The following is a 24,992-nucleotide window of genomic DNA, read 5'->3' on the forward strand; positions in this document are numbered from 1 at the left end:
ACGTCGCGGGCCGGGGCGTGATGCGGCAGAGTCTCAGCGTGACCGGTGCCCGCGTCGTCCTCGCCGTCGACGGCAACTCGATCCTGCACCGGTGCTTCCACTCCCAGGCCCGCACGGGCTTCCGGTCCGCGGACGGGAAGCCCCGCTGGGCGGTGCGCGGGCTGCTGTCGCAGCTGGTCGCGGCCGTCGACCGGATCGGGCCGGACCACGTCGTCGTCGGCTTCGACGACCCGTCCGCGAGCGTACGGCGCGAGCGCTGGCCGCAGTACAAGGCGCACCGCACGGAGAAGCTGGCCACGCTCGTCGAGCAGCTCGACGCCGCCGCGGTCGTGTTGCGCGCGCTCGGGATCCCCGTCGTCGTGCCGGCGGGCTGGGAGGCCGACGACGTGCTCGCCTCCGTCGCGCGCCAGGCTCCGGCCGCCGGCGCGACGACCGTGGTCATGACGTCGGACCGCGACGCCTTCGGCCTGATCGACGAGCACACGCGCGTGCTGCGGATCATCAACGGCGGGGTCGACGCCTCCCCGGTGCTCACGCCCGACCGGCTCGTCACACTGCTGGGCGTCCGCCCCGACCAGTACCCCGACTTCGCGGCGCTGCGCGGCGATCCCTCGGACAACCTGCCCGGCGTCCGCGGGGTCGGGCCGCGCACCGCGGCCCGGCTGCTGGCCGCGCTCGGCGGGGCGCAGGCCGCGTTCGACGACCTCGCGGCGGGCGGCACGCGCGTCGCCGACGCGGTGGGGCAGGCGGCCGCCGGACGGCTCGCCGCACCCGGCGCCCGCGAGGCGTGGGAGCTCAACCGGCAGGTCATGGTGATGCGCAAGGACGTGCCCGTCCCCCTCGACACGGGGTGCCTGCCGCTCCCCGTCGACGCCGTGCGCGCGGCCTTCGCCGAGCAGGACCTGCCCTGGACCGCCGCCACGGCGCTGCGGACGCTGGCCCACGACGAGTCGGCTCCCCCACCTCCCGCCCGCACCGACCTGGAGACCGGCTGGTCCCCGCGGGGGTCCGGGCCGCGGCGGCGCCCGCCGCTGCCCCGCAAGCCCGTGGTGGACCAGCTCGCCCTGTTCTAAGCGCTGCGGGGTGCGCTACCGCGGCGGCCAGTCGAACTCGCGCAGGTAGCAGCTGCCGCACATCGACTCGTAGCCCACGTCGCCCTCGATCGCGACCTGGTCGCCGGACTGCGTGAACCCGCCGTCGACCGTGCGGGCGTTGAGGATCGCCTTGCGCCCGCACCGGCAGATCGTCTTGAGCTCCTCGATGGAGTGCGCGAGCTCCATCAGTCGGATGCTGCCCGGGAAGCCGCGGGTGCGGAAGTCGCTGCGCAGGCCGTAGGCGATCACCGGGACGCCGTCCTCGACGGCGAGCCGGAACAGGTCGTCGACCTGCGCCGGGGCGAGGAACTGCGCCTCGTCGACGAGCACGCAGTCGACGGGCGGCACGCGCCCGGCGAGGATGCGCTCCCGCACCGGCACCTCCGGCCCCGCGACGAGGTCGACGTCGCGGTCGACGCCGATCCGCGACAGCACCGCCGGGCTCTTCGTGTCGGTCGCCGGCTTGACGATGAGGACGCGCTGCCCGCGCTCCTCGTAGTTGTGCGCCACCTGGATCAGCGCCGTCGACTTGCCGGAGTTCATCGCGCCGTAGCGGAAGTACAGCTTGGCCACGGCTCACGGTAGCCCGGCGGCCCGGGCGCGCCCCGCGTGCGTGAGTGCCCCGGCCCGGGGTACCCGCCGCGGGTCAGCGCAGGACCACACGAGGAGGCGACCGATGGCCACCGGTGAGACCGGATTCAGTGACGTGATCTTCGACCTGGTGTCGGTGCAGTACCACTCGCTCAAGGCGGGTCACGACTACGGGCAGTACGTCCGCGACGCGCGCAACGCCGGCTACGACGACGTCGCGTCGTTCTTCGAGCAGGTCATGAAGGAGGACTCGGAGCGGGCGGCGCGCTGCCACGACCTCCTGCGGGAGCTGGGGTCGAAGGAGGACGTGGGCTCGACGAGCAGTTAGTCGGGCACCGCGGCCGGCACGGCGCCGCCCGCGAGCTCGTGGGACAGCCGGCGCAGCGCGTCGTCGAGCAGCGCCGCGTCGGCACCCACGGCGTCGCGGAACTGCCGGGTGACGTCGGCGGCCACGGCGTCCCACTCGGCGAGCGCCTGCCGGCCGCGGGCGGAGGCGAAGACCAGGACGCGCCTGCGGTCGTGGTCGTCGGCGCGGCGCAGCACGAGGTTGGCCGACACCATCCGGTCGACGAGCTTGCTCAGCCTGGGCGCGAGCAGCAGGGCGTGGTCGGCGACGACGTGCATCGGGCAGCCGCCCCGCTCGGCGAGCAGCGACAGGACGCGCCACTGGTCGATGCCCGATCCCACCGCGCGCAGGGCGTCGTCGAGGCGCTGGGTGACGGTGCGCTCCACGAGCGAGAGCAGCCGGATCGTCTCGGCGCCGTCCGGCGTCGCGGCCTCCGGCTGTTCGGTCACCGGGCGATGCTATCCCCGCGTATGGAGTAGCACGAACCCAGCGGCGGATGGTTAGCGTGTCCCGCATGGATCGTGGCCCGGCCCAGGAGCCCCTCACGGTGCCCCCGGCTGCCCGGTCCGAGGTCCTGAACATGGCGCTCGTCGTGCCGCTGCAGGGTCCGGCGGGCATCTTCGGGCCGTCCTGCGAGAGCTGCGCGGCCATGGCCGCGGAGGAGATCAACGCCGCGGGCGGCGTGCTGGGGCGCGAGCTCAACCTCGTGCCGGTCGACGGCGGAGCGGAGCCCGAGGTGGTCGCGCGCGAGGTCGACGCCCTCATCCGCGCCGGCGCAGTCGAGGCCGTCACCGGCTGGCACATCTCGGCCGTGCGCGAGGCGGTCGCGCCGACGATCGACGGGCGCGTCCCGTACGCCTACACCGCGCTCTACGAGGGCGGCGAGCACCGCCCGGGCGTCTTCCTGACCGGCGAGACCCCCGACCTGCAGCTCGGGCCCGCGCTGGAGTGGTTCGCGAGCTCGGTCGGCGTGCGGCGGTGGGCCATCGTCGGCGACGACTACGTGTGGCCGCGGCGCTCGGCCCGCGCCGCCCACCGGTACCTGCGCCGGATGGGCGGCGAGGTCTGCGACGAGGTCTACGTCCCGCTCGGCACCACCGACTTCTCGCGCGTGCTGCACCGGATCGAGGCCAGCGGCTGCGAGGCCGTCCTCATGCTGCTCATCGGCGACGACGCCGTGGAGTTCAACCGCGCGTTCAGTGCCACCGGGCTCGACCGCGACGTCCTGCGCTTCAGCTCGCTCATCGACGAGAACGTGCTGCTCGCCTCCGGCGCCGACGGCACGCGCGGGCTCATGACGTCGGCGGGGTACTTCGAGGACCTGACGACGACCGCCGGCCTCGACTTCGCCGCCGCCTACTTCCGCCGCTTCGGGCCCGACGGGCCGGTCCTCAACAGCCTGGGCGAGTCCTGCTACGAGGGCGTCCGCCTGCTCACCGAGCTCGTGCGGCGCGCCGGCTCCGTCGACGTCCCGACGATGACGGCGGTCGCGGAGGGCCTGGCCTACGAGGGCCCGCGCGGCACCGTCGAGGTGCGCGACCGCCACCTGCGGCAGCGCGTGTTCCTGGCCGCCGCCGACGGCGTGTCGTGGGACGTCCTCCAGGAGCTCTGACCCGCCCGGCCGTTGACAGGAGTGAGCTGCGTCTCTAGTTTCCTAGGAAAATATTTCCGTGGAGGCTCGATGGCGACCTACACCTACCGCTGCGACGTCGACGGTCCCGTCGACGTCGTCCGGCCGATCGGCACCGCACCCGGCGCCGTCGCGTGCCCGACCTGCGGGAGCGAATCCCCGCGCGTGATCACCGCCCCGATGCTCGGCCTCGCCGACCGCGGGCGGATGTCGCTGATCGACCGCACCGAGCGGTCGCGCTCCGAGCCCGACGTCGTGTCGTCGCTGCCGGGCGCGCCCCGCGCCGGGCGGCGCCCCGCCGCCGTCGCGGACCCGCGCACCAGCCGGTTGCCCCGCCCCTGACCCGCGCACCCCCAGCCCACCACAGTCCGTTCCAGACGAGGAGACCGTCCGCCATGCCCGAAGTCGTCTTCCCGCTCGACTCCCAGAAGAGCTTCACCGAGCAGCAGCTCGTCGGCCACAACCGCTGGCACCCCGACATCCCGGCGCAGGTCCACGTCAAGCCCGGCGACACGTTCCGCGTGCACTGCCGCGAGTGGTTCGACGGCGCCATCCACAACGACGACTCCGCCGACGACATCCTCCACGCCCCGCTCGCCGGCGTGCACGTGCTCAGCGGCCCGATCTCCGTGCAGGGCGTGCAGCCCGGCGACCTGCTCATCGTCGACATCCTCGACGTGGGCCCGATCCCGCAGGAGGACTCCGGCCCGCTGGCCGGCCAGGGCTGGGGCTACACCGGCGTGTTCGCCACCAGCAACGGCGGCGGCTTCCTCACCGAGCAGTTCCCCGACGCCTACAAGGTGATCTGGGACTTCCGGGGCGGCGTCGCGACCTCGCGCCACGTCCCCGGCGTGGCCTTCACCGGCATCGTCCACCCCGGGCTGATGGGCACCGCGCCCAGCCACGAGCTGCTCGGGAGGTGGAACGCCCGGGAGCAGGCGCTCATCGACACCGACCCGCAGCGCGTGCCGCCGCTCGCCCTGCCCCCGCTGCCCGACTCCGCGATCCTGGGCACCCTGAGCGGCGACGACTACACCCGCGTCGCCGCCGAGGCCGCCCGCACCGCGCCGCCGCGTGAGAACGGCGGCAACCAGGACATCAAGAACCTGACCAGGGGCTCGCGGGTGTTCTACCCGGTGTTCGTCGACGGGGCGAACCTCTCGATGGGCGACCTGCACTTCTCCCAGGGCGACGGCGAGATCACCTTCTGCGGCGCGATCGAGATGGGCGGGTTCATGGACCTGCACGTCGACGTCATCAAGGGCGGCATGGACACCTACGGCGTCTCGGAGAACGCCGTGTTCATGCCGGGCCGCACCGACCCGCAGTACAGCGAGTGGCTCGCGTTCTCGGGCACCTCGGTGACGCTGGGCGGCGAGCAGCGCTACCTGGACTCGCACCTGAGCTACCAGCGCGCCTGCCTGCACGCCATCGACTACCTGCAGAAGTTCGGCTACAGCGCCATCCAGGCCTACATGATCCTGGGCGCCGCGCCGATCGAGGGCCGGCTCTCGGGCGTCGTCGACATCCCGAACTCGTGCTCGACGGTCTACCTGCCGACCGAGATCTTCGACTTCGACGTCCGGCCCGGCAAGAACGGGCCGCACCAGGTCGACCCGGGCATGGGAGTGCCGAGGTCCGCGGGCTGATGGCCGCGGTGGGGTTGCTCTTCGTCGGAGCCGTGCTCTTCATCAACGGGGCGATGCTGCTCGGCTGGGTCGACGGGCGGTCGGCCGCGCCGATCAACTTCTTCGTCGGTGCGCTGCAGATCATCACGCCGACCTACCTGATCTTCACCGCCGACGGGGACGCGAACGTCATCCTCTCGGCGGCGGGGCTCTACCTGTTCGCCTTCACCTACCTCTACGTCGGGCTCAACCTGAGCTTCGATCTCGACAGCACCGGACTGGGGTACTTCTGCCTGTTCGTCTTCGTGTCGGCCCTGGTCTACTCCGGACTCAACTTCACCCTCCTCGGTGACGCCGGGTTCGGCGTGATCTGGCTGCACTGGGCGTTCCTGTGGCTGCTGTTCTTCCTGGTGCTGGGCCTCAAGCGCGACGCACTGGGCCGCTACACCGGCGCGGTGTGCGCGATCCAGGGCTGGATCACGGCGTGGGTGCCGGCGTTCCTGCTGCTGACCGACCGCTACTCGGCCGTCGTGACGCTCCTGGCCGTCGTGCTCGCCGTCGCCGGGCCGGTCGTCTACGGCGCGCTCTGGGTGCGGATGCGGCGCGCGCCGGCTCCGCCCGCCCCGGCCGTGCCGCAGGAGCGGCCCGTCCCGGCCTGACCCCGCAGGGCACCGCGGACGGCGACCGGCCCGGGACCATCGCGGTCCCGGGCCGGTCGTCGGTGCGTGCGGTGGTGCGGGGTGTCAGCCGGCCGCGATCGCGTCCAGGAACTCCTGCGGGATGCTGCGGCCCATGACCTCGTAACCGGTGGTGTTGGGGTGCAGGTTGTCCAGCGCGTCGTAGCGCAGGTCGATCCAGTCCGGGATGATCCGGTCGCGGATGGCGGCGTCGAAGTCGATGACGCCGTCGAAGTACTGCGCCCCCTCGCCGCGCAGCCAGGCGTTGACCTCGTTGCGGGCCGCGACCGCCTGCGGCGTGGAGTAGACGCCGTACGGCGCGGGCCGCAGCAGGTTGCCGGCCGGCGTCAGGGTGCCGATGTAGATCGGGACGCCCCGGGCGTGCACGCGTTCGGCGATCTCGCGGTAGGCCGTCTTCAGGTCGTCGGCGGTGGCGGGCAGGTCCTGCAGCACCGCGGTACCCAGGTCGTTGAGGCCCTGCAGGAAGATCACGCCGGCCAGGTTGGGCTGGTCCAGCGCCTGCGCCTCGAGCCGGTCGAGCCCCGACGGGCCGATGCCCGGGCCGGTGACCCGTCCGCCGCTGATCGCCTGCGCGGTCACCGACAGGTGCGCGGTGTCCGGGTCGTCCTTGAGCCGGCGGGCCAGGACGTCGGGGTAGCGGGTGTCGGTGTTGCCGTCGGAGAGGAAGCCGTCGGTGATCGAGTCGCCGAAGGCGACGAGCGTGCCGTCGCCCTCCTCGCCCTCCACGTGGACGCCGGTGGCGTAGTAGGAGGCCGTCGTGAACGTCGAGGTGAAGCGGTCGAGCACGATGCCGCGCTCGGCGAAGGCGCCGTCGCCCGCGGCGGTGGTCTCGTCGCCCGACGCGGTGAACCAGGTCTGCATCGAGCTGCCGTGCACGGTGGCCGCGCCGTTGCCGGCGGGGACGAAGATGCTCAGCACGAGGTGGTCGAACGCCTCGGTGGTGAGGTCGACGGCGTCGCTGAGGACGTTCTCGCCCGCGGGGATGGTGACGCCGGGCTCGCCGCCGAAGGTGACGGTGCGCTGCGTGCCCTCGACGACGGACGCGCCGGAGTCGCCGTCGCGGACGCCGACGGTGACCGACGGCAGCGTCGTCGGCGTCCCGCCGAACTCGTTGGACAGCTGCACGCGGAGCGCGCTGCCGCCGTGGTGCAGGTAGAGGACCTGGCGGATCGTCTCGTCGGAGAACGTGGTCGGCGGCGGGACGAGGTCCTGCACCGCAGTGACCTGGTTCGCCCCGCTGAAGGTCTCGACGCCGAAGTCGCCCAGCGTCGACGGGCCCTGCGGGGCGGCCGACCAGGCCGACACCCAGGTGCCGTCGTCGCCGTCCTCCGGGGAGGCGCTCGCCGCCTGCGGAGCGGCCAGGGCGGCGGCCGCCACGGCGAGTGCGCCGGCGACCACCACCCCCGCGCGCGCCGTGCGGGTCAGCCCGCGGATCCGGTGCCGGGCACTGCTCATGGTGCGTCCTCCTCGACGACGACCGGCGCGGGGAGGACGCCGGTCACAGCAGGTCAACGAGGCGGGACGGGACAGGTGCTGATCTACGACCCGATCGTGGCGGGCCCGCTCAGGCCGGTCGCACGCGCAGCGGCAGCGACCCGAGAGCGCGCATCGTGTTGTTGTGGTGGCGCACCACCGGCCCGGCCACCTCGATCGACTCCACCCGCTCGGCGAGCGCGGTCAGCAGGCTCTCCGCCTCCAGCCGGGCGACGTGCTGGCCCACGCACTGGTGGATGCCGAAGCCGAAGCCGACGTGGCCCGACGGGTCGCGGGAGAGGTCGAAGGCGGCGGGGTCGTCCCAGCGCCGCGGGTCGCGGTTGGCCGAGGCGAGGAACATGAGGATCTTGTTCCCGGCCGGCACCACGGCGTCACCGACGCGGACGTCGGTGGTGGCCGTGCGGAAGAACGTCTGCACGGGCGACGCCCAGCGCACGGCCTCGTCGAACGCGACGCGCGCCAGGTGCGGCTGCTCGCGGAGCCGGCGCCACTGCTCGGGGAAGGTCGCGACGGCGTGCAGCACCGCGCCCAGGCCGTGCACCGTGGTGTCGACGCCCGCCGACAGCAGCGACCGCACCACCAGCGGCGCCTGGTCCGGCGTGATCTCCCCGCGGTCGGCCGCGGCCCAGATCTGCGCGCCGAACCCGCCATCGGCCAGCACCTCACGACGGCACTGCGCGTTCACCCACGCCGCCAGGTCGCCGGCCCGCGCCGCGCCCGCCTCGACGAGGTCGTTGTGCGGGCCGAACGCGTTGAACAGGAACTCGCCGTAGGGCAGCAGGTTCTCGCGCCCCTCGTCGGGGATGCCGACGGCGTCGGGGAAGACGTGCAGCGGGAACGCCTCGGCCAGCGCCGGCACGGCGTCGAACTCGGTGCCGCGCGCCAGCAGGTCGTCGACGAGGTCGGCTGCGGCGGCCCGCCACCGCTCCCGAAGACGCCGCAGGGCCCGGGGCGCGAGCAGCCCGGAGAGCACGCGGCGGGGGGCGTCGTGGCGGGGCGGGTCGGACTCAAGCAGCAGGCTGGGCGGGCGCCACGGCGGCTCGCTGCGGAAGTTCGACAGCCCGACCCCGGCGCCCGACTCGAAGCTCTGCCAGTCGCGCAGCGCGGCGTGCACCTCCGCGTAGCGGGCCATGGCGAAGACGTCGTAGCGGGACAGGTGCACGACCGGGCCCGCCTCGCGCAGCTCCTCGTGGAACGCGGCGGGGTCCTCGAGGACCTCGTGGCCGAAGGGGTCGCCGTGGTGCACCGGCAGGGCGGGGTGCGGCCCCGTCGTGCTGGTCGTCGGCGTGCTGGTCATCGCAGATCCTCCCGGATCGTCACAGTGCTCACAGGTCCAGCACCAGGCGGTCGGTGCGCGAGCGGGACACGCAGACGAACATGCAGTCGTTCGCCGCGCGGTCGGCGCCGTCGAGGATCGAGTCGCGGTGGTCGGGCAGGCCGTCGAGCACGTCGGTCTCGCAGGTGCCGCAGGTGCCGTGGCGGCACGACGACAGGACGTCGACCCCCACCGAGCGGACGGCCTCGAGCACGGTCCGGCCCGGGGTCACCGTGACCGACCGGCCGGTGCGCGCGAGCTCGACCTCGAACGGCTCGTCCCGCACGGGCGCGGACTGCTCCTCCGCCACGAACCGCTCGGTCCGCAGCGCGTGCGGGCGCCAGTGCGCGCACGCCCGCTCGACGGCGTCGAGCAGCGGGCCCGGCCCGCAGCAGTACACGGCGACGTCGGGCTGCGGGTCGGCGAGCCAGCGGGGCAGGTCGATGCGGCCGTGCTCGTCCTCCGGCACGACGTGCACCCGGTCGCCGTGCGCGGCGAGCTCGTCGAGGAACGCCATCGACGTGCGCGTGCGCCCGCCGTAGACCAGGGTCCAGTCGACGCCCAGCGCGTCGGCCTGGCGCACCATCGGCAGCAGCGGGGTGATCCCGATGCCGCCCGCGACGAACAGGTAGCGCTCCGACGGCACGAGCGGGAAGTGGTTGCGCGGGCCGCCGACGCCGACGGTGTCACCGACCGCGAGCACGTCGTGCACGTACGCCGACCCGCCCCGGCCGTCGGGCTCGCGCAGCACCCCGACGCGGTAGCGGAAGGCGTCGAAGCGGTCGCCGCACAGCGAGTACTGCCGCACCGCGCCGGTGGGCAGGATCAGGTCGACGTGCGCCCCCGGCGCCCAGTCCGGCAGCCGTGCGCCGTCGGGGTGGCGCAGGGTGAGCACCACGACCCCGTCGGAGACGACCTCCTTGGCCGCCACCCGCAGGGTGACCACATCCGCCTGCACACCGCTCACGTGCCACCTCCCTCGCCGAGAGCTCGAACGGTGCCCGCCGGCCGGCCCCGCCAGGAGGGCTTTCTCATTCAGCGAGCGGGAGGTTCCCGAGGGTGCGGGCGATGCCGCGGGCGGCGGCGCGCAGGACCGGGACGACCGCGCGGCCCCCGTCGTCGTTCGGGACGATCACCGAGAGCGCCGCCAGCACGTGGCGGTCGGCGCCCGTCACGGGGACGGCGACGCCGAGCGCGTCGGCGTGCAGGTGCCCGGGGCAGTAGGCGTAGCCGTGACGACGGACGTCGGCGAGCACGCGCCGCAGGCGATCGGGCGTCGCGATGGTCTCGGGGGTGTAGCGGCGCAGCGGGGCGGCGAGCACCGCCTCGCGCAGCTCGTGCGGGGCGTGGGCGAGCAGCACCAGGCCCGACGACGACGCGTGCAGCGGCAGCCGCCCCGCGATCCGCGTGTAGTTGATGACCGACCCCGGCGCGCTGAGCCGCTCGACGAACAGCACCTCGGCGCCGTCGAGGACGCCGAGCTGGGCGTGGTGGCCGACGACGCCGTGCAGGTCCTCCAGGAACGGCATCACCGCCTCGCGCAGCGACAGGGTCGGCGACGCCCGCATCGCGAGCTCCCACATCCGCACGCCGATGCGCACCCGGCGGTCGGCGTCGCGGACCAGCAGGCCGTGCTCGACGAGCTCGGCCACCAGCCGCGACGTCGTGGCCCGGTGCAGGCCCGAGCGCGCCGCGATCTCGCCGACCCGCAGCGCCCGCTCCCCCGGGCCGAACGCCTCGAAGATGCGCACGGCGCGCGAGAGCACCGACCCGCCGTCCCCGCCGTGGCGCACGGGGCAAGTGTGCCTCGTGAGTGGATACCAGTGCTCCGGCACTGGTATCCACTCACGGATGGGTCAGCCCAGGTGCTCGAGGAACCAGTCGCGGGCCGGGCCGCTGGAGACGTCGAAGCCGTCGACGTAGGCGTCGAAGTGCCCGCCGGGCAGGATGCTCAGCTTCTTCGGCTCGTTGGCCTTCCCGTACGCGGCGATGGCCAACTCGGAGGGCGTGAGGTGGTCGCCGCGCGCGGGCAGCATGAGCAGCGGGGTCGGGCTGATGTACGGGACGTAGGTGATCGGCTCGTACTCGGTGAACATCTCGACGCTGCGCAGCGTCACCTCGTTGCGCCACGACGGGGCGCGCAGCTTCGCGGTCTCGGTGAACCACGTGTAGGAGTCGGCCGTCGGCAGCGCGGAGGGCGCCGTCGGGTCTGCGTCGACGACCGGCACCATCGCGGGCGGGTCGCCCTGGTAGCGGGCGAGGCGGTCGCTGTCGAACATCCCGCGGAAGCCGGCGATGAGGTCGGCGCGGACCAGCGCGCGCAGGTTGTCGTGCCCGCTCACCAGAGGCACCTGGCTGACGACGGCCTTCACCCGGCGGTCGATCGCCGCGACGACCAGCACGTGGCCGCCGGAGTAGCTGCTGCCCCAGATGCCGATGCGCGTGGCGTCGACCTCGGCCAGCGTGCTCGCGTAGGTGATGGCGTGACGGTAGTCGCGGACCTGGGCCCACGGGTCGATCTCCTGGCGGGGCCGACCGTCGCTCGCCCCGAAGTTGCGGTTGTCGTACACCAGCGCGTTGAGCCCGGCGGCGGCGAAGACCTCGGCGAACGAGTCGAGGTACATCTCCTTGACGGCGGAGAACCCGTGCGCCATGACCACCGTCGGGGCGGCGCCCGAAGCGCCCTCGGCCGGGTAGAACCAGCCGCGCAGGGTGACGCCCTCGGCGTCGAACTCGACATCGCGACGATCCACGGTGCAACCTCCAGGGTCGGATCGGCCCGGGAGGGCCGCTGTGACCCCAGTCTCAGCGCTCCGGCGGCGCGGCGCGTTGAACCGGCGCGACAGGGTGTTGGATCCGCGCGCCAGCGGTGGCCCGGGACCCGCGGTAGTCGCTCGGCGAGGTGCCGTACCGCGCCTTGAACGTGCGGCTGAAGTGGCTGGTGTCGGCGTAGCCGAAGCGCCGCGCGATCGCCGAGATCGGCTGGTCGGAACGGGTCAGCTCGTCGCGGGCCCGGGCCAGGCGACGCACCCGGATCACCTCGCCGACGGTCTGCCCGGTCGCGTTGAAGACGCGGTTGACGGTCCGGACCGACACCCCGTGCGCGGTCGCGATCGCCGCCGGCGTCACGGCGTCGTCGAGCAGGTGCTGCTCGATCCAGCGGTCCATCGCCGCCCGCAGCGCGGGCCGGGCCGTGCTCGTCGTCGGCGCCCCGCCGCCGGGGTGCAGCGCCCCGATGAACAGCTCCAGGGTGGCGTTGCGCGCCGCCGTCACCGCCGACGGGGGCAGGTCGGGCAGCGCCCGGCTCAGCGTGTCGAGGTAGGTGGTGAGCAGGCGCGTCGCCGGAGCGAGGCCGTCGAGCCGCACGCCGCCGGTGACCCGCGCCCGGCCGCCGACCTCGTCGAGCGCGGCCCGCGGGATCAGCAGGCTCCGCTTCGCGAGCGGCTCCCACACGGCGAACCGCGCCGGCCTGGTGCTGTCCCACGCCACGGCGTCGCCGGGGCGCAGGTCCGCCTCGACCCCGCCCTGGCTGACGGTCTCCCGCCCGGCCCGCGTGATCAGGACGACGACGAACTCGCCGTCCGTGTCGGCGATCTGGCGGCGCTGCCGCGTGCCCGAGCAGGGCCCGCACTCGCAGTCGACCAGAGCCAGGTCGTCGATCCACCAGCGCCGCACCCGCGCCTCGAACGCCGGCGCGTCCGACGCCTCCGGCACGGAGACCGTCCACGGGAGGTGGGTCGCGGACAGCATCGCCTGCCAGTCCGGCGCGCGGTCCCCGTCGCCGGTCTGCCAGGTCTCGCCCTCGCCGCGCACGCCCACCTCCGCCCGACACCGCCGTCGAACAGTCACGAGAACCGTAGGCGAGCCGCCCCGGCGCCACCACCGCCGGACGGTCGGCGGTCGACCGCCCACAGGGCGGGCGGGGCGCTCAGTAGACGGCGCCGGCGTCCTCGGTGATCTCGGGCAGCACCACGCCGTCCGCCGCAGGGGCGCCGGTGACCTCGGCGTGCATCCGCGTCACCGCCGCGGCGACCTCGGCCTTGTGCACGAGCGTCGCGCCACCGCGGGGGAGGGTGAACTGGTCGTAGGGCACGGGAGCCTCCGGAAGTGGTGGGGAGTTGCAGGACGTGTACTGCTCCGTCGCGCGGGTCGTGGGCGATCCCGGGCCCCGATCGCCACGAGTACGTCCTCACTCCGAAGGGCGCGGACCTCTACCCGATCCTGCTGTCGCTGATGGCGTGGGGCGACGAGTACGAGAACGACGTGCCCCCTGTCCGACTGGTGCACCGCGGGTGCGGGCACGCCGCGGAGCCGCGCGTGACGTGCGCGCACTGCGGCGAGCCCGTGGGCTGGCGCGACATGACCGCCGAGTTCGAGCCCGGGGCCTGGTAACCGCCTGGCCCGGCTACCGCGCCATCCGGTCCGTGGCGCCGTCGACGCAGCTCAGCTGCTGGACGTCCCACCCCGCGAGTTCGGCGCCCGCGCGGTAGGCGCTCTCGTAGAAGTCGAGCACGGCCGCGCGCGGGGCGGGCTCCGCGAGCGCGGCGGCCTGGGTGAGGACCGCGAGGTGCGACCCGCGCTGCTCCACCCAGCGCGCCGCGGCCGGCGTGAGGCCCCGCTCGGCGAGCCCGGCCGGCTCGGGCGCGGTGTAGGAGTAGAAGGCGGGCTCGGGCGTGTTCTCGTCGCCGAACCAGAACCCGAAGCTGATGACCTGCCGCGAGTAGGCCTCGCGCGTCACCGGGTCGGTGGAGGCGTCGTGGTCGACGACCCGGTCGGAGAACCGCGTGTGCGCGATGTCCATCGTGTGCCAGAAGTGGTGCACCGGGCTCGCCTTGCCGGAGAACCGCCCGGCGAACTCCTCGAGCAGCAGGTTGACCTGCCCGAGCACCCGCCAGTACGCGGTGACCGCCACCGGGTCGTAGGCGACGTGCTCGTCGTCCTCGGCGAACGGGCGGGCACTGTCGGGCAGGTCGAACGGGTACGGCGACGCGATCACCGCGTCGATCCCCAGCGCGGCCAGCCCGGCTCCGAGCCCCCGGTGGAACCCGGCCACCGACCGGCCGGGCAGGTCCATCGACCAGCGCGTGCCGTCGTCGCGGTTGAGGTCGAGGCGGTGGTCGAGCAGGTCGAGGTCGACGCTGAACGCACTCTCCCCGTCGACGGTCATCGGGCGGGTGGTGAGGCCGCGGCCGGTCAGGTGCAGCGGTACGTTCCACCAGTGGTTGCGGCGCGGGCTGGCGGCGAGGCGCAGCTTCCCGACCACCTGCAGGAAGCGGTGCAGCGTCTCCTTGGTCGGGCGCCAGGTGGCGTAGTCGGGTGCGGGGACGAGGCTCGGCGACATGCCCGCCATCCTGCCCGGGCACCCGGCGGCGCCCGCCGTAGGTCCGGACCGGCTATGGTTAACCTGCCGGTAACATCGCCGGCACTCAGGGCAGACCACTCGTTGACCGTTGGGCCTCCGCCCCGCCACGATCCCGTCGCCTCCTCTGAGACTTCTCAGAGGACCCCATGCCTGCGCCCGTCAGCACCACCTCCTTCCCGACTGCGACCGAACAGGGTGAGCGGGTCGCGACAGCGCCGTTCGCTCTGCCCACCGGCTCCACCGCCGTCGTCTACTGCGAGGGCCTGTTCGGCGAGCAGGACGGCAAGACGGCCAACGGCCTCGTCCGGCACTCGGAGAGGTACGAGGTCCTCAGCGTCATCGACAGCGTCCGGTCCGGCGTCGACGCCGGGACGTTCCTCGACGGCACCGCCAACGGCATCCCGGTGCTGGCCTCGCTCGACCACGCCGTCTCGCACGCCGGCCGGGTGCCCGACTACCTGATCTGCGGCCTGGCACCCGCCGACGGCCTGCTGTCGGACGAGCAGCGGATCGTGCTGCTCGACGGCATCGCCCGCGGGATGCACATCGTCAACGGGCTGCACGAGTTCCTCAACGACGACGCCGAGTTCGCCGCGGCCGCCGTGATCGCCGGTGTCACCATCACCGACGTGCGCCGGCCGAAGGCCAAGCGCGACCTGCACCTGTTCTCCGGCCGGATCTTCGACGTGACGTGTCCCCGGATCGCGGTCCTGGGCACGGACGGGGCGATCGGGAAGCGCACCACCGCCACCCTGCTGGTCCAGGCGCTGAACGCGCACGGCATCAGGGCGGTCATGGTCGGTACCGGCCAGACCACGCTCATCCAGGGCGGGAAGTACGGCGTCGCGCTGGACGCGCTCGTCCCCCAGTTCTGCTCGGGCGAGGTCGAGCACCAGGTCGTCGCCGCGTTCGAGGGCGAGGACCCCGACGTCATCGTGGTCGAGGGGCAGGGCGCGCTCAGCCACCCCGCCTACCTGACCTCCGCCCACATCCTGCGTGGCAGCCGGCCGGCCGCGGTGATCGTGCAGCACGCACCGAAGCGGCGGGTGCTCGGCGACTTCCCGATGATGCCGATGCCCACCGCGGCCGACGAGATCGCGCTGATCGAGGCGTTCGCCGACACCCGCGTCATCGGCGTCACGATCAACCACGAGGAGATGACCGGCGACGAGCTCCGCGACGCCATTGAGGAGCACCGCACGCTGCTCGGCGTCCCCGTCACCGACCCCCTGACGCGGCCGGCGTCGGACCTGGTCGACATGGTGCTCGCGGCCTTCCCCGCGCTCGCCGTGGCGGCCGGCACGACCACCCCCGGGTGACCGCGCCCCGCATCGACACCGATCTCGGCAAGATCGAGCAGAACACGCGGACCCTGGCCGACCGTCTCGGCGTCCGGGGCATCCGCGTCACCGGCATCACGAAGGCCGTGATGGGCTCGCCCGGGGTCGGAGCGGCCATGCTCCGCGGCGGCGCGCACGGCCTCGGCGATTCCCGGGTGCCCAACCTCGTCCGGCTGTCCGGCCTCGACCGGGCGGTGTCGCGCACGCTCATCCGGTCACCGATGCTGAGCCAGGCGGCGCGGGTCGTCGACGTCGCCGACGTCAGCCTCAACACCGAGGCCGCCGTGCTCGTGGCGCTCGACCGCGCGGCGTCGCGGGCCGGGCGGACGCACGGCGTCGTGCTGATGGTCGAGCTCGGCGACCTGCGCGAGGGCATCGCGGTCGACGACGTCCCCGAGGCCGTGCTCGCCGTCCTCCGTCACCCCGGCCTGCGGCTCCTCGGGCTGGGCGCCAACCTCGCCTGCCAGAACGGCGTCGTGCCCGACGACCGGAACATGGGCGTTCTGACCGCGCTCGTGGAGGACGTCGAGTCCCTGCGCGGGATCACGCTCGGCACCGTCTCCGGCGGCAACTCGGCGAACCTCGGCTGGGCTATGGGCACCGACGACGTCGGCAGGATCGACGAGCTGCGGCTCGGGGAGGCCATCCTGCTCGGCGTCGACCCGCTGCACCGGACGCCGATCCCCGGCCTGCACACCGACGCGTTCACGCTCACCGCCGAGGTCATCGAGGTCGCCGTGAAGCCCGCGCAGCCCTGGGGCGACCGCGCCCAGGCCGCGTTCGGGGAGGCACCGGTGCGCACCGGCAGCGGCCGGGTGCACCAGGCGATCCTCGCCCTCGGTCGCCAGGACGTCGATCCGGAGGGGCTGCACCCACCGGCGGGCATCGCGATCCTCGGGATGAGCAGCGACCACCTCGTCGTCGACATCGGCGACCACGGCGTCGCCGTCGGCGACGAGATCGACTTCGGGGTGGCCTACGGCGCGCTCGTGCGGGCGATGACGTCGCCCTTCGTCACGAGGACCGAGCACCCCGGCGACCCGGTTCCGGAGCGTCCCGGCCCCCGCGTCAGGATCCCGTCGTCGGCCGGATGGTGAGGTGCGTGATCTCGTCGCCGGCGAAGCGGAAGGCGAAGGCCAGCTCGACCGGGCTGCCCGGGAAGTCGCCGCTGATCTCGGCGACCGCGCGGTGACCCGGGCCGTCGGGGACGACGTCGAGGACCCGGTACTCCACGGCCGGGACGGCGCCGCGCCAGGCGCTGATCGCGGCGGCGCCGTGGTGCGTGGCGCCCTCGTCCTCGACGACGGCGTCGTCGGCGAACTGGGCGAGGTAGGCGTCGCGTCCGCCGGTGGCGAGGGCGAAGTAGCGGTCGACGAGGGTGTCGGGGTGCGCAGCAGTAGTCATGGCACGACCGTGGACCCTCTCCCGGGGAGAGGGTCCAGACTCCTCCCGTGACCACGTTGTGGAGCATCGGCGAGTTCGCCACGGTGACGCACCTGAGCATCCGGACCCTGCGCCGCTACCACGAGTCCGGCCTGCTGGAGCCCCGGCACGTCGACCCGCACTCGGGCTACCGGTACTACACGCCCGACCAGATCCCGACCGCGCAGGTGATCCGCCGCTTCCGCGACCTGGACATGCCCGTGCGGGAGGTCGCCCGCCTGCTCGCGACCGGCGACGTCGACGAGCGCTCGACGATCGTCACCGGCCACCTCGCCCGCCTCGAGGAGCAGCTGGCCACGACCGGGCGCGCGGTCGCGGCCCTGCGACGGCTCCTCGCCCCCGAGCCCCCCTCGATCGAGGTCGTGCACCGGCGCGAGCCCGCCCGCCGGGTCGTCGGCACCTCCGAGGAGGTCGACCTCGACGACGTCCTCGACTGGTACGCGCACGCGAGCGCCGACATCGAGTCGGCCCTCACCGCCGCCGGCGCCATCACGACCGGTCCGCCCGGCGGCCTCTACGACAACGCCCTGTTCACCCACGGCCACGGCCGGGCGACGGTCTTCTCCCCCGCCGACCGCGCCGTGGACGCCGGACGGATCAGCATGATCGAGCTGCCCGCCCGCGAGCTCGCCCTCACCGTCCACCGCGGCGAGCACGACGACATCGACCTGACCTACGGCGCGCTGGGCGCCCACCTCGCCGAGCACGCGCTCGTCGTCGACGGGCCGGTGCACGAGACCTACCTGGTCGGTCCGCGCGACACCGACGACCGGGCGGCGTGGCGCACGGAGATCGGCTGGCCGGTGTTCACGACGGCACCCTGACGGAGACCGGCCGCCTCCGGTGGAGGGTCGCCCCGAGTCGTGTCGATCCGCGTGCCGCCCGTTCGCAGTGCCGTTCGAGCCGCCGGAATCGGCTGGGCGACGTGCCACGACGCGACTCCACCGAGGGGCCGACGGCCATGGAGGGCGACGACCTGCTGCGCCCGGACCTCGCGCACGGGTCAGCGGGCGTCGATCTCGGCCACCGCGGCGTCCAGCCGCACCTCGGCCGAGCCGAACCGCAGCTCGCGCTGGCGCCCCAGCCACGCGCGCTGCGCCCAGCCGTAGCGGCCCAGCACGCGAGCGCCGCGCCGGGCGACCGCGTAGCGCCAGGTCGCGGCCCGCGCGTCGCCCTGACCCCTGGCCTCCCGACGCTGGAGGAGCTGGGCGCGGCGGACCTCGGGCTCGCGCTCGGCCTGCACGGCCCGGCACGCGGCGTCGAGCGCGGGACGGTCGACCGGCCCGATGGCGAACGGGACGAGGTGGTTGGCGGCCACCACGACGTCACGCAGGGCGAGGTTGATTCCCTGAGCCCGCACCGGCGACATGGGATGTGCCGCGTCCCCGAGCAGCAGCACGCCCGGCACGGACCACGAGGGCGCGAACCCCACCAGCACGGTGAGCCGGATGGGGCCGTCGACCTGGTCGCGGTGGGCGAGCACGTGCTCGGCGAGCCACCCCGGGGCCGATTGCACGGCGGTGTGCAGCCAGTCGCCCTGCATGACCTCGGCCAGACCGCCCTTGGGCATGATCAGTCCGCACTGGAGCTGGTCGTCCCATGAGGTGTACGCGACGAGCGGGTGGCGCCCCCGCACCACCATGATGTGGAAGTCGGTGCGCGCCCCGGTGGCCGGCGGCCCCGGGGACTTGAACCACAGGACGTCGTAGTCCTCGGACGAACGCTCCAGCTGCAGGCCGCAGTGCTGCCGCACCGACGACCCGCGCCCGTCGCAGCCCACGACCAGGTCCGCAGGCCACTCGGTCTCGCCGTCCGGCTGCACGGCTCGCACCCCGACGACCCGCCCGGAGGCGTCTCGGACGGGCCCGGCGAACCGCGTGCCGGGGTGATAGGAGAAGCCGGACTGTTCGCGCGCGCCGTCGATGATCCGCTCGAGCAGCGCGGCGGGCGAGGCGACGCGGAAGGCGCGCTCGCCGAGCTCGGCAACGGGCTCGGGGATCCGGAACACCTCCTCCCCATCGATGTGGATGCGCCAGTTCGACACCGCCCGCCCCGGCACCGCGGCGAGCGCGTCGCCCAGCCCCATCTCGTGCAGCGCGTCGATCCCGAGTGGCATGAGGCCCTCGCCCCGGAAGGCCGCCCCGGACGACTCCTCGCGTTCGAGCAGCCGCACCTGCGCGCCGTGCCGGGCGAGGAGCAGAGCCAGGGCCGCGCCGGCCGGGCCGGCACCCACGATCACGATCCTCATGTGGTCCTCTCGGGACGATGTCCTACGTTAAAACAACGGAACGTTGCTTGCAACGCTGGGTTGCCTTAAGGTCGCGGCCATGACCGACGAGCGACGGCGGCGGCCGGGTGGGCGGACGGCCAGGGTGACGGCCGCGGTGCGGGCGGCGACGGTGGCGGCCCTGACCGAGCACGGATGGAACGGGCTCGCCGTCGAGGACGTCGCAGCGCGGGCCGGGGTGAACAAGACGACGATCTACCGCCGGTGGGGCGGCCGCGACGCCCTCGTCGCCGACATCCTGCTCGCTGCGGCGGACCAGCGGATCGCACCACCCGACACCGGCACGCTGCGCGGCGACCTCGTGGCCTTCGTCCGCCAGGTGCGCGATGCGCTCGTGGCGCCGGCCAACCGGGCGCTGATGTCGACCCTGGCCGGCGGCGGACACGACAGCTCGCTCGCCGAGCTCGGGCGCCGCTACTGGGCCGCCCGGTTCGCCCGGGCCCGGCCGATGGTCGAGCGGGCGGTGGCCCGGGGCGAGCTGGCGGCCGATGTGGACGCCGACGCGCTGATCGTGCGCGTCGTGGGGCCGGTGTGGTTCGGAGTATTCGGGCCTCGCACCGACGTCGACGACGCCTTCGTCGAGGACTGCGTCGAGATCGTTCTACGGGGGACAGCCACCCAGGCCGGGAACAGCTCTGTGCACCCGGAGAAGTCGAACCCCTGACCTCCAGGTCCGTCGTCGGCACGCCCATATGCTCGTCCCGGACAGGCCCAGCAGCGCCCGCGTTCGTGACGTCGGCCGACGACCGCCGCGCCGGAGCGCCGCGTGTCGCAGCGCACCGCCCCCGAGCAGTGGCGGGAGGGGCTGACACCGAGCAGGCGGTCCAGACCCACTGAAGATCGCCGAGTTCGTCCGAACCGCCCCGCCGCGGCACCGCGGCCCGGCACGCTGCCACTCGACGAGGTCGGTCTCGTCGAAGGCAGCCAGAATGGCGCCCAGGTGTTCACTGAACAACGCGAGCAGCGCCCCATCGGTGATGTCGCCCGTGGCGACGACCAGAAACCGTGCCGTGATCGACCCGCACTGGTGGACAGCAGTTCGCGGCCAGAACGTGGTCAGAGATCACCTCGGTCCGCGGCGTCGGTGAATGACCATCGTTTCCGGACCCAGCTCGACGAGATCGGCTTCGACGAGCGCATCGAACCACCGCATCGAGGTTCGCCTCGAACAGCGCCAACGATGCCGCGTTCGTGATGTTCCGGTCGCGACCACCAGCAGTCGGCGTGGCGACCCCGACAGCAGGTGCCCGTCCCGGAAGTCGCGATCCTTGGTGACCACGACCCGACCCTCGCCGTCCCTTCTGATCCGTAGTTCGGATGTTGACGTACGCATGGCGGGCGACTTGGGCGGACGGCGGCGAGAGTGGCTGCAGAGCGCGCAAATTCGGCACCACGTGTCAGCAGTTCGTGGATCAGCTCGTGGATCGAGATCAACTTCCCACACCCGCAGCGTGCTCGGCTTGCGGCCGGGCGGGACTGCGCTCTACTACGGCCGTGATCGCGCGACCGGTACTGGAAGCTCACCACGCCTACGTACGCGGAGACAACGCGTGGCAGCAGCGCGCACGCCTCCACCAGTCCCTCTGGCGGCAAGCACACGGTCTGGTCGCCGGCATGCACGACGGCAAGCCACTCGGTTCGCGCCTTGCCCCAGCCGACGCCGAACCTCCCACGCTCCCGAACTACCTCTCGCCACAAGCGCAGCACTGCGTCGAGGCCGCCGTCGCGGAAGCGCCGAAGACCGGTGCTCTCCTCGGCCGACCGCGGCTCTGGGTCGACCTGCTCTCCAGCCAGCCGCTGTGCTTCAACCTGTTCGGGCCTCTCGCCGAGGACCACACGCTCGCCGGTCGGGTCCTGTCGAGGCTCTGGCCCGAGATTCGATCCCGTCGCGCCCTGAGACCGACTGGGGCTCCGAAGCAGCCATGAGAGATGCCATCGCGTCTGACAGACACGCGTGGAGAAAGTTGGGCTTCACATCCGCGCCGGCAACAGAGGTACGGCCACCTCAAAGCCCCCTGCGGATGGATCTCTACGGGCCCGGAATCATCGGCGAGTGCAAGAACGTCCTGAGCGGCCTGGAGACGCTTCGGCAACTGGACGGCTACCTCGGACTCTGCGCTTCCGGCTCGTCCGGGGCGTGGCGCGGACACCTCATCGTCTCGGCAGGGTTCACGACGGAGCTGGCGCGTGCCGTCTCAGCACGCGAGGACGTCAAGTTGTGGACTTGTCGGCGAAAGTTCGGCAACAGGCCCGTCTTGACCGAGGTCAGGTCGCGCTGACGGCTCGGTGGACGGGCGTAGAGCGGTCCGTCAATCCGGACCGGGCCGGCCGTGCAACACCAGCGCGGTCGGTCGCAACTCGACGAAGTCGACCTCGTCGAAGGCAGCGACGATGGCGCCCAGGTGCTCGCTGAACAAGGCGAGCAGTGCCGCGTTGGTGATGTTGCCCGTGGCGACGACCAGGAGCCGTCTCGGTGATCGGCCCAGAAGGTGACCGTCTCGGAAGTCACGATCCTTCGTCACCACGATCCGATCATCCTCGTCCGCCAGTTCCGCGATCACGGCGTCCGTCGTCCGGTTCCCGGACGGGAGGTCTCGCGTATGCAGAGAGTCGTGCCCCGCGTCGGCGAGGAACGAGGACAGGCGGGCGGGAAGCTGCGCGTCGACGAGGAACTTCACGCAGCGCCGAGCGGGACGACCCGCTGCCGACCAGCCGTCAGCGCGGCGAACTCCAGCGCGGCGAGCATGTCGTCGCGCTCGAGGTCGGGGTAGTCCTCCAGGACCTCATCGACCGACATACCCGCCGAGAGGAGCTCCAAGAGGCTCTCGACGGTGTAGCGGAGCCCGCGGATCGACGGCTGACCATGGCAAATCTCGGGATCCGAGGTGATGCGGTCTAGCCGGCTCATGCTGCCAGGATATCCCCGTGTAGGACGGGCGTGCGGCGGATACCAGCGATGGCTGTGCCCTCCTCTGGTGATGGTGTCACGGGCAGCACGGCAGGCTGCGGCCGCACGCTTCGTGGATCGAGATCAACCAGTCGCTCCGAATAATGATCTAGCCCTGACCGTTGATGCTGGTCAGGGCTAGTGTGACGATGGTGCGCCCGAAGGGATTCGAACCCCTAACCTTCTGATCCGTAGTTCGCATGCCGACGCCCACATGTCCGGCGACCTCGCGAATCACCGGCGTTACGGGCGCCGGAACGGGCAACAGCGGCACCGGGCGACGGCAGTTCGTGGCCAGAACCGTGGCCAGAGATCAACTCGGTCCATGCCGCTCGTGCACGACCATCGCCCTCGGCCCCAGCTCGATGAAGCCCGCGTCATCTCGCCGACCACCCCGCCGAGATTCGCCTCGAACAGACCCAGCAGTCCTGTGTTCGTGATGTTGCCCGTGCCGACGATCAGCAGCCTCCGCGGGGATCCGGAAAGCGAGTGCCCGTCTCGGAAGTCGCGGTCCTTGGTGACCACGACCCGACCCTCGCGGCCCGTAACCTCGGCGATTCGAGCATCGGTCGTGCGTTGCTCTCCGGTGGCTCCGACATGTGGACACGTCGTGGCTGGCGTCAGCGAGGAATCGGGCGAGCCGAGCGGGGCGCTGTGCGTCGACGAGGAACTTCACGCCACGCCGAGCGGAACTATCCGGCCGCCACCCGCGGCGAGCGCTCCGAACTCCAGGGCGGCGAGCAAATCGTCACGCTCCAGCGCGGCGCCGAGGATTCCGTCCCGCTGGCCCGGGTACCAGCGGGGGAGCGCGTCGTCGGGTCGCCGGCGACGACTCTAAGACGCCCGACCGCCAGGAGGCTCCAATGCTCAGCGACCGCGACCGGCGCATCCTGCGGGAGTTGGAGGACGAGCTCCAACGCAGCGATCAGCGCTTCGTGTCGACCTTCGTGCTCCGTACCCACAAGTCGTCTGTGGAGCAGCCGTGGAGGTTCACCCGCTCGATCACCGGGCTGGCCGTCGTGACGGTGCTCCTGCTCCTGTTCGGGTTCGCGAGCATCGCGCTCGTCGCCGGGGCGGTTCTCAGCCTGCTCGTGCTTCTGGCCGTTGTGCAGCAAGGTCCGAGGCGCGGTTTTCGGCCGGGAGAACCCCGTTCCTAGAACTGTCCCCGGCGGCCGGCGCCCGCGGTGGCACGTCCGGGACGCGGGGTCGGATACGGATTCGCCCCTCAGCGGGGCGGAGATGTGTCTGGTTCGGGCCGGGCCTCGTACGCGCGTGCCATGTCGACAAGCGCGGTGGCGTCGCGCTCCAGCCGCTCGCGCAGCTGTAGGTCCTCGGCGTGGGCACGGCGGTGGCGGATCCGGGCGGCGGCGTCGTACAGGGCGGCGGATACGTGCTGGACGATGTCCTGGTCCCCTGCGGGCCGCCCATCGTGGCGGCCGACGTGGTAGATGTCGTCGGTCGTGAGGTCGCCACCGGACGGAATGGTGGTCGCGTCAGGTGGGCCGCTGCCAGAGCAGTCCTGGAGGCCGCCATGGTCCTGGTCACCGGCGCCACCGCCGAGGGGTTCGTCGGGGGCGCCAGTGAGCGGTATCTGTTCGCGGTCGGCCATGGGCCGGGACTACCCGCCACCGGTTGCCGCTACCGCTGTCGTCCCGTTCCTCTTGCGTGAGAGACGATGGGCAACGCCGACCAACGCCGATGAACCGCGCCAGGGTGCGGGCGGGCATCAGGGGCCTTCGCGTGGTTATTGAATTGGATAACCGGACTATCTCCAACCGCTATTCGGAACAGCGCGTGGGCGAGCGGCGGGGTAGCGGCGTCGCTCCCGGACTCGTGGGACACCACGAACCGCGGAGTGGCCAGCCGGTGGCGGACGCTTTGCCAGTGACGGGTGGCTGGCCGGTGATGATGAGGTCGCGGGCTGCATGAACAGCTGCCCGTCTCGGAACGGAATGCGCCCCCTCCTTCGCGAGATCAGTGGTCGCGCCGGGGCCGCGAGAGACGGAGACACCGACGATCCCGATCCCGCCGGTGCTGCGGACGCCGTGCACGAAGGAGTCCAGCACCAGCTCGGGATGCTCTTCGCCGAAGGGATCATGGGCCTGGCAACCGACGGCCTCGAAGCCGCAGTCGGCGCCATCTCCGGGAGAGGTGCCCGGCCGGACTGCATCCCCGACCGGGCACCTCGGGCTGCCGGTGCCAGCACCGGGTGGTCCGGGCTCAGGTGCGGACGGGCCGACGCCCCAGCGCGACACCGAGCCCGATCATGCCTACGGCAAGCACGAGATGCAGCCAGTTGTCGGCGTCGTTGACGGGCACGAAGTTCGCCGGTCCGTCGTGGTCGATCACCAGACCGTAGATCCACAGGACGGCGTACACGACACCGCCGCCGATCAAGTAGGTCCGCGCGCTACCCGGGGTGCGCGCCAGCGCGACGCCGGCCACCCCGAACAGCAGGTGGACGATGTTGTGCAGCACCGAGACCTGGAACAGGCCGAGAAGGAGGGCCTCGGACATGTGCCCGGCGAAGCCGAGCGACCCGTAGTTCGTGGTGACGCCCGGAATGAATCCGAGCACGCCGACCAGCAGGAACACCACACCGACGATCAGCGCGGCCAGCTGGACCGGCGTACGGGCGCCGGTGGTCGTGGAGCGGGGGGTGGTCATCGTCGTCTCCTCGGGATCGGGAACCGGTCGAGGGCCGGGATTCCCGGTGTCGGCCCGCGCAATCGGCCGTTCTCCGATCGTGACGTCCGCGCAAGCAGCGGACTCGCCCGTCACGTCCCCTCGAGTCGCCACAGGTGTGCCGGCCACCCT

General features: G+C 72.7%; 31 protein-coding genes. 14 read left to right on the forward strand and 17 right to left on the reverse strand.

What is annotated here, in order from left to right; genetic code table 11:
- Positions 1-38 precede the first annotated feature (38 nt).
- Complete coding sequence (locus tag I4I82_RS13705; RefSeq protein WP_218593034.1) at positions 39-1,073, forward strand: 5'-3' exonuclease; 1,035 nt, start codon at positions 39-41, stop codon at positions 1,071-1,073.
- 15 nt (positions 1,074-1,088) lie between these two features.
- On the opposite strand, the gene I4I82_RS13710 is transcribed toward I4I82_RS13705, so the two are convergent.
- Positions 1,089-1,667, reverse strand: a complete 579-nt coding sequence (locus I4I82_RS13710; RefSeq protein ID WP_218593035.1) for a thymidine kinase — start codon at positions 1,665-1,667, stop codon at positions 1,089-1,091.
- Between the two features lie 103 nt (positions 1,668-1,770).
- On the opposite strand from I4I82_RS13710, the gene I4I82_RS13715 reads away from it, so the two are divergent.
- A complete protein-coding gene (locus tag I4I82_RS13715) occupies positions 1,771-2,013 on the forward strand; it encodes an acyl carrier protein (RefSeq protein ID WP_218593036.1) in 243 nt (80 codons plus the stop codon).
- On the opposite strand, the gene I4I82_RS13720 is transcribed toward I4I82_RS13715, so the two are convergent.
- The gene (locus I4I82_RS13720) at positions 2,010-2,480 is read right to left on the reverse strand and encodes a MarR family winged helix-turn-helix transcriptional regulator (RefSeq protein WP_218593037.1); all 471 of its coding nucleotides are present in this window, start codon (positions 2,478-2,480) and stop codon (positions 2,010-2,012) included. The genes I4I82_RS13715 and I4I82_RS13720 overlap by 4 nt on opposite strands.
- 65 nt (positions 2,481-2,545) lie before the next feature.
- On the opposite strand from I4I82_RS13720, the gene I4I82_RS13725 reads away from it, so the two are divergent.
- The 4 genes from I4I82_RS13725 to I4I82_RS13740 all read left to right on the forward strand — a co-directional run bounded on the left by I4I82_RS13725 (position 2,546) and on the right by I4I82_RS13740 (position 5,948).
- Positions 2,546-3,643, forward strand: coding sequence for a substrate-binding domain-containing protein (locus tag I4I82_RS13725; protein WP_372451473.1), 1,098 nt, complete (start codon positions 2,546-2,548; stop codon positions 3,641-3,643).
- Positions 3,644-3,712: 69 nt separating this feature from the next.
- Positions 3,713-4,003, forward strand: coding sequence for an FmdB family zinc ribbon protein (locus I4I82_RS13730; protein ID WP_218595774.1), 291 nt, complete (start codon positions 3,713-3,715; stop codon positions 4,001-4,003).
- Between the two features lie 53 nt (positions 4,004-4,056).
- Complete coding sequence (fmdA, locus tag I4I82_RS13735) at positions 4,057-5,310, forward strand: formamidase (protein ID WP_218595775.1); 1,254 nt, start codon at positions 4,057-4,059, stop codon at positions 5,308-5,310.
- Positions 5,310-5,948, forward strand: a complete 639-nt coding sequence (locus I4I82_RS13740) for an AmiS/UreI family transporter (protein ID WP_218590001.1) — start codon at positions 5,310-5,312, stop codon at positions 5,946-5,948. Before fmdA ends, I4I82_RS13740 begins: the two co-directional genes overlap by 1 nt.
- Positions 5,949-6,032: 84 nt before the next feature.
- Here I4I82_RS13740 and I4I82_RS13745 read toward each other — a convergent pair whose 3' ends face one another.
- The 7 genes from I4I82_RS13745 to I4I82_RS13775 all read right to left on the reverse strand — a co-directional run bounded on the left by I4I82_RS13745 (position 6,033) and on the right by I4I82_RS13775 (position 12,889).
- Positions 6,033-7,442, reverse strand: a complete 1,410-nt coding sequence (locus tag I4I82_RS13745; protein WP_218590000.1) for a GDSL-type esterase/lipase family protein — start codon at positions 7,440-7,442, stop codon at positions 6,033-6,035.
- A 109-nt stretch (positions 7,443-7,551) separates the two neighbouring features.
- Entirely contained in the window at positions 7,552-8,778 is a 1,227-nt protein-coding gene (locus I4I82_RS13750) for a cytochrome P450 (RefSeq protein WP_218589999.1), read from the reverse strand.
- 28 nt (positions 8,779-8,806) lie between these two features.
- Positions 8,807-9,763, reverse strand: coding sequence for a PDR/VanB family oxidoreductase (locus I4I82_RS13755; protein ID WP_218589998.1), 957 nt, complete (start codon positions 9,761-9,763; stop codon positions 8,807-8,809).
- 64 nt (positions 9,764-9,827) lie between these two features.
- On the reverse strand, positions 9,828-10,589 hold the full coding sequence (locus tag I4I82_RS13760; RefSeq protein WP_226370044.1) for an IclR family transcriptional regulator: 762 nt from the start codon (positions 10,587-10,589) through the stop codon (positions 9,828-9,830).
- 63 nt (positions 10,590-10,652) lie between these two features.
- Positions 10,653-11,549 carry an alpha/beta hydrolase gene (locus I4I82_RS13765; RefSeq protein WP_218589997.1) on the reverse strand — a complete coding sequence of 299 codons (897 nt, stop codon included), beginning with the start codon at positions 11,547-11,549 and terminating at the stop codon, positions 10,653-10,655.
- Between the two features lie 52 nt (positions 11,550-11,601).
- A complete protein-coding gene (locus tag I4I82_RS13770) occupies positions 11,602-12,609 on the reverse strand; it encodes a helix-turn-helix domain-containing protein (RefSeq protein WP_218589996.1) in 1,008 nt (335 codons plus the stop codon).
- Between the two features lie 115 nt (positions 12,610-12,724).
- Positions 12,725-12,889 (reverse strand): tautomerase family protein, encoded by a 165-nt coding sequence (locus I4I82_RS13775; RefSeq protein ID WP_218589995.1) that lies wholly within the window; start codon positions 12,887-12,889, stop codon positions 12,725-12,727.
- Positions 12,890-12,903: 14 nt separating this feature from the next.
- Between I4I82_RS13775 and I4I82_RS13780 the strand changes: the two genes are divergently transcribed.
- Complete coding sequence (locus I4I82_RS13780) at positions 12,904-13,188, forward strand: winged helix-turn-helix transcriptional regulator (protein ID WP_218589994.1); 285 nt, start codon at positions 12,904-12,906, stop codon at positions 13,186-13,188.
- Between the two features lie 13 nt (positions 13,189-13,201).
- Here the strand turns inward: I4I82_RS13780 and I4I82_RS13785 are convergent, their stop codons facing one another.
- Positions 13,202-14,137 carry a DUF5996 family protein gene (locus I4I82_RS13785; protein ID WP_218589993.1) on the reverse strand — a complete coding sequence of 312 codons (936 nt, stop codon included), beginning with the start codon at positions 14,135-14,137 and terminating at the stop codon, positions 13,202-13,204.
- 167 nt (positions 14,138-14,304) lie between these two features.
- On the opposite strand from I4I82_RS13785, the gene I4I82_RS13790 reads away from it, so the two are divergent.
- Positions 14,305-15,477, forward strand: coding sequence for an N-acetyltransferase DgcN family protein (locus I4I82_RS13790; RefSeq protein WP_218589992.1), 1,173 nt, complete (start codon positions 14,305-14,307; stop codon positions 15,475-15,477).
- Positions 15,474-16,595, forward strand: a complete 1,122-nt coding sequence (locus I4I82_RS13795; RefSeq protein ID WP_218589991.1) for an alanine/ornithine racemase family PLP-dependent enzyme — start codon at positions 15,474-15,476, stop codon at positions 16,593-16,595. The genes I4I82_RS13790 and I4I82_RS13795 overlap by 4 nt, the downstream gene beginning before the upstream one ends.
- Here the strand turns inward: I4I82_RS13795 and I4I82_RS13800 are convergent.
- Positions 16,567-16,902 carry a nuclear transport factor 2 family protein gene (locus I4I82_RS13800; RefSeq protein WP_218589990.1) on the reverse strand — a complete coding sequence of 112 codons (336 nt, stop codon included), beginning with the start codon at positions 16,900-16,902 and terminating at the stop codon, positions 16,567-16,569. The two genes, I4I82_RS13795 and I4I82_RS13800, sit on opposite strands and share 29 nt — an antisense overlap.
- Before the next feature lie 47 nt (positions 16,903-16,949).
- Between I4I82_RS13800 and I4I82_RS13805 the strand changes: the two genes are divergently transcribed.
- Entirely contained in the window at positions 16,950-17,765 is an 816-nt protein-coding gene (locus tag I4I82_RS13805; protein WP_226370045.1) for a MerR family transcriptional regulator, read from the forward strand.
- A gap of 179 nt (positions 17,766-17,944) precedes the next feature.
- On the opposite strand, the gene I4I82_RS13810 is transcribed toward I4I82_RS13805, so the two are convergent.
- Positions 17,945-19,189 carry an FAD-dependent oxidoreductase gene (locus tag I4I82_RS13810; protein ID WP_218589989.1) on the reverse strand — a complete coding sequence of 415 codons (1,245 nt, stop codon included), beginning with the start codon at positions 19,187-19,189 and terminating at the stop codon, positions 17,945-17,947.
- Positions 19,190-19,268: 79 nt separating this feature from the next.
- Between I4I82_RS13810 and I4I82_RS13815 the strand changes: the two genes are divergently transcribed.
- The 3 genes from I4I82_RS13815 (at position 19,269) to I4I82_RS34970 (ending at position 21,154) form a co-directional block, all read left to right on the forward strand.
- Positions 19,269-19,892 carry a TetR/AcrR family transcriptional regulator gene (locus I4I82_RS13815; RefSeq protein ID WP_218589988.1) on the forward strand — a complete coding sequence of 208 codons (624 nt, stop codon included), beginning with the start codon at positions 19,269-19,271 and terminating at the stop codon, positions 19,890-19,892.
- 102 nt (positions 19,893-19,994) lie between these two features.
- Entirely contained in the window at positions 19,995-20,423 is a 429-nt protein-coding gene (locus tag I4I82_RS13820) for a hypothetical protein (protein ID WP_218589987.1), read from the forward strand.
- A 122-nt stretch (positions 20,424-20,545) separates the two neighbouring features.
- On the forward strand, positions 20,546-21,154 hold the full coding sequence (locus I4I82_RS34970; RefSeq protein ID WP_372451357.1) for a PGN_0703 family putative restriction endonuclease: 609 nt from the start codon (positions 20,546-20,548) through the stop codon (positions 21,152-21,154).
- A 383-nt stretch (positions 21,155-21,537) separates the two neighbouring features.
- Here the strand turns inward: I4I82_RS34970 and I4I82_RS13825 are convergent, their stop codons facing one another.
- The 3 genes from I4I82_RS13825 to I4I82_RS34975 all read right to left on the reverse strand — a co-directional run bounded on the left by I4I82_RS13825 (position 21,538) and on the right by I4I82_RS34975 (position 22,799).
- Positions 21,538-21,906: a DUF5615 family PIN-like protein gene (locus I4I82_RS13825; RefSeq protein WP_218589986.1), complete on the reverse strand. Its 369-nt coding sequence runs from the start codon at positions 21,904-21,906 to the stop codon at positions 21,538-21,540.
- Positions 21,903-22,136: a DUF433 domain-containing protein gene (locus I4I82_RS13830; RefSeq protein ID WP_218589985.1), complete on the reverse strand. Its 234-nt coding sequence runs from the start codon at positions 22,134-22,136 to the stop codon at positions 21,903-21,905. The genes I4I82_RS13825 and I4I82_RS13830 overlap by 4 nt, the downstream gene beginning before the upstream one ends.
- A gap of 282 nt (positions 22,137-22,418) precedes the next feature.
- Positions 22,419-22,799 carry a DUF5615 family PIN-like protein gene (locus I4I82_RS34975; protein WP_218590004.1) on the reverse strand — a complete coding sequence of 127 codons (381 nt, stop codon included), beginning with the start codon at positions 22,797-22,799 and terminating at the stop codon, positions 22,419-22,421.
- A 239-nt stretch (positions 22,800-23,038) separates the two neighbouring features.
- On the opposite strand from I4I82_RS34975, the gene I4I82_RS13840 reads away from it, so the two are divergent.
- Complete coding sequence (locus I4I82_RS13840; RefSeq protein ID WP_218589984.1) at positions 23,039-23,332, forward strand: DUF3040 domain-containing protein; 294 nt, start codon at positions 23,039-23,041, stop codon at positions 23,330-23,332.
- A gap of 68 nt (positions 23,333-23,400) precedes the next feature.
- Here the strand turns inward: I4I82_RS13840 and I4I82_RS13845 are convergent, their stop codons facing one another.
- Both I4I82_RS13845 and I4I82_RS13850 read right to left on the reverse strand, forming a co-directional pair.
- Positions 23,401-23,784 carry a hypothetical protein gene (locus tag I4I82_RS13845; protein ID WP_218589983.1) on the reverse strand — a complete coding sequence of 128 codons (384 nt, stop codon included), beginning with the start codon at positions 23,782-23,784 and terminating at the stop codon, positions 23,401-23,403.
- A 611-nt stretch (positions 23,785-24,395) separates the two neighbouring features.
- Entirely contained in the window at positions 24,396-24,842 is a 447-nt protein-coding gene (locus tag I4I82_RS13850; RefSeq protein WP_218589982.1) for a DUF4383 domain-containing protein, read from the reverse strand.
- Positions 24,843-24,992: the final 150 nt, after the last annotated feature.

Source organism: Pseudonocardia oceani (assembly GCF_019263585.2).
Taxonomy (GTDB): domain Bacteria; phylum Actinomycetota; class Actinomycetes; order Mycobacteriales; family Pseudonocardiaceae; genus Pseudonocardia; species Pseudonocardia oceani.